Annotated in this window: 4 protein-coding genes; all 4 read left to right on the top strand. The window is 69.2% G+C overall.

Going from position 1 to position 3,145, the window contains the following annotated elements:
- On the top strand, nucleotides 1-836 hold an 836-nt coding region (locus ACWDX9_RS61705; RefSeq protein ID WP_449973181.1), incomplete at its 5' end, for a winged helix DNA-binding domain-containing protein.
- Between the two features lie 278 nt (nucleotides 837-1,114).
- Nucleotides 1,115-1,420 carry a hypothetical protein gene (locus ACWDX9_RS61700; protein WP_449973180.1) on the top strand — a complete coding sequence of 102 codons (306 nt, stop codon included), beginning with the start codon at nucleotides 1,115-1,117 and terminating at the stop codon, nucleotides 1,418-1,420.
- A complete protein-coding gene (locus ACWDX9_RS61695; RefSeq protein ID WP_449973179.1) occupies nucleotides 1,417-2,568 on the top strand; it encodes a bifunctional WXG100 family type VII secretion target/C40 family peptidase in 1,152 nt (383 codons plus the stop codon). The genes ACWDX9_RS61700 and ACWDX9_RS61695 overlap by 4 nt, the downstream gene beginning before the upstream one ends.
- 234 nt (nucleotides 2,569-2,802) lie before the next feature.
- Nucleotides 2,803-3,145 (top strand): DUF4132 domain-containing protein (locus ACWDX9_RS61690; RefSeq protein ID WP_449973178.1); only part of this gene is annotated, 343 nt, incomplete at its 3' end.

Raw genomic sequence — 3,145 nt, 5'->3', positions numbered from 1 at the left:
GCCGGTCGGCGATGGCGTACAGGTCGTCGAAGGAGTTCTGCTTGGCGTGCAGCCGGCCCGCCTCCCACCACTCCATCCTGGACACCGCCTCACTGGTCGCCGCCGGGCTTGAGCTGCTGGCGGGCGGGACGACACCGCGAAAGGAGCTGGCCCGGCGGCTGGCCGAACGCCACCCGGACCGCGACGGGCGCATCCTCGCCGGGGAGGTCGAACTCAGAACTCCCCTCGTCCACAACCCGGCCACCGGTACGTGGGGCTCCTGGGGCACCCGGTCGGCCGTCTGTGTCACGCCCGCCGAGACCTGGCTCGGCCGGCCCATGGTTCCGGCGACCGCCAAGGACCTCATCCGCCGCTATCTGGCAGCGTTCGGCCCAGCCGGGATCATGGACGTACAGGCCTGGTCCGGGCTGACCCGCCTCGGCGAGATCGTCTCCGACATGCGTGCCGAACTGCGCCACTACCGCGACCCCGACGGCAGGGAACTGATCGACCTGGCCGACGCGGAACTGCCCGACCCCGACACGCCCGCCCCCGTGCGGCTGTTGCCCGCCTTCGACAACGCCCTGCTGGGCCACGCCGACCGGACCCGCATCATCAGCCACGAGGACCGCAAACGCGTGATGCCCGGCCAGGCACAGGTACGGCCCACCTTCCTCGTGGACGGTCACGTGCACGGAAGCTGGTCCCTCGAAGGCGAAACCCTGCGCCTCACGCCATTCCGGCCTCTGACCGCGACCGACCGGGCCGCGTTGGAGGAGGAGACGGAGCGCCTGCTGCCGTTCGTGGGAGGCAAGAACGTGTCCTACAGCGGCCCAATCGCGACCCGGTCGTCCTGACGCCGGATTGTCATCCAGGAACGTACCCCTGACCATTCGCGGCAGGCCGGGCTCGCGCAGGTTACGGCTGCCGGCCGGGCGATCACCGGCACCCGACCGCCGCTCGGCAGCGTCGCCGCCTCCATCGGCGCCTCGGCGTAGCGGCGGGTCAGATGGGGCGAAGGGGTGCCGTACGGTCCGGCGTCGCGCCGGCCATGAGATCGCAGCCGGGCGAAGAGGCCAGGGGTGTTAGATTGTCGGGCGGTTGATGTTGGTCTGACAGTAGAGGCGTGACTCACGTGGCAGGGTTTGAGATCTACTTCGACACGCTCGAAGAGTGCGCCACCAAGGCCAAGGGAGTCGCCAACCAGTTCAAGAGTGCGGCGGAGGACGGCCCCACGAGCGTCAGCACCTCCTGCTTCGGCGGCCTGGAGAACGTCTCTGACAAGCTCGCCAAGGCCGTCAACGACTTCGAGGTGAAGATCGACGCCGAGATCCGCCACGCGCAACAGAACCTGACCAAGGTCGAGGCGGCCATCCACAAGGTCGTCACCAACGTCCGCACTGCCGACCTCCCCAGCGTTCCCCGGACGGAGCAGGCGTGACGGACATCTGGGACCAGTACCTCAGCCCCATCCAGCGCGTCATCGACGACCTGAGTGGCGACCAGGCCCAGATCTCCAAGATCTCGGGGCAATGGCGAACGCTGGCGGGCGACATCACCACAGAGAACGGCGTGATCAAACGCGCGGTCAACCGGGTGGACAGCGCGTGGAACGGCGCCGCCGCCGAGAGTTTCGCCAAGTACATGGCCAGATATCCCAAGTCCGGTACGGCGCTGAGCGAGGCCCTGACCAGCTGCGCCGGCAAGCTGGATGCCGCCGGGACTGCACTGGAGACGGCCAAGGGCGAGGTCCAAGCCCTCTACCGGGAGAAGCGCGCCTGGCTGGACGAGCAGCGCAACGACCCCGACAGCACCACGATCTCGATGACGAGCATCAGGTCCCAGGTGTCCAACGCCCTCGATCGCGCCAAGGTGCACACGGACAAGGCCGCCGAGGCACTCGGTCAGGCCACCAGCGAGATCGGCAAATACCTCGGCGAGGTGCGGTTCTTCACCGGGATCCCCGCTCCCGGCGATCAAGACTTCGTTCCGGGCAACAAGGCGAAGATGCCCTGGATCCCCGACCCGGACTTCCGCCCGCAGACCCCGAAGACGCAGCTGGCGTCCTACAACGGCAACGGCAACGGCAACGGCCTGCCGCCCGGCGATGGCATCGGGAACGGCGTCAACGGGTCGAGCGGCAGTGGAGGCGGTGGAGGCGGCGGCGGTGGCGCGCCTTCGCTGGCCGTCCCGCCGAACGCCCACAACCTGGCGCCCAACCCTCGTGCCCAGGCCGTCATCGACTACGCCCTCAAACAACTCGGCGACCCTTACGTGTGGGGAGCGACAGGACCCGGCTCCTTCGACTGCTCCGGCCTGACCCTGCGCGCGTACGAATCCGCGGGGACCACCATCCCCCGGGTCGCGAACGACCAGTGGCTGCGCGGACCGCGCATCCCTGATGGCAATGTGCAGGCCGGAGACCTTGTCTTCTTCGACAACAACGGCGACGGCACCGCTGACCATGTGGGCATCGTGCTCGACCCCGAGAAGGGCACAATGATCCACGCGCCCAGACCGGGCTCCGAGGTCAAGATCGCCCCCTACAGCCGCACCCCCATGGGCTTCACCCGGCCGGGAACGAGCTGACCCCGGCCACGCCTGAAGCCCGGCTCGACGTGGCCGTACGCGCCCCGACGGAAGGGCGTGCAGACGATCTCGGCTCGTTTGGTGTCGTGGCCTTGAAAGCGTTGCAGAGGGCATGAGCGCCACGCGGCAGGCGGTGGTCGGGTTCGGACACTATGTCCAGTCGGCGGCCCGCCACTGCGGGTAAATCATCCGTTTCCCGCAGAATGTCATAGGGATGATCAAGAATGGCGTCCCATGGGATGGATCGGGATCGCGACGGGCCACGAGCTCACCGTCGAAGGGACGCGGCGGCCGGTGCTCGCCTGCCGGACGGCCGCGGGCCGCGTGCTGGCCAAGGTGCCCGCCGACGTCAGGAAGGATCCGGCCGCGGTACGGCTAGCCGCCCTCTGCGACCGGCTCGGCGAGCACGCGCGGGCGGTGCACGACCGGGTCGAGTCCTGGATGGTGCGGTCGCTGCCCGTCCCGGCCGCGGTGTTCGAGGCCGTGTGGGACGACCCGGTGTGGCGCGAGACGCTCACCGACCTGGTCATCGCCCCGATCGTCGACGGCGCGCCCGACCTCGGCCGCTGCGCGCTCC

It is taken from the genome of Nonomuraea sp. NPDC003201 (assembly GCF_053590415.1).
Note: the sequence above shows the minus strand (reverse complement) of the source record. Positions and strands in the feature narration are given on the sequence as shown.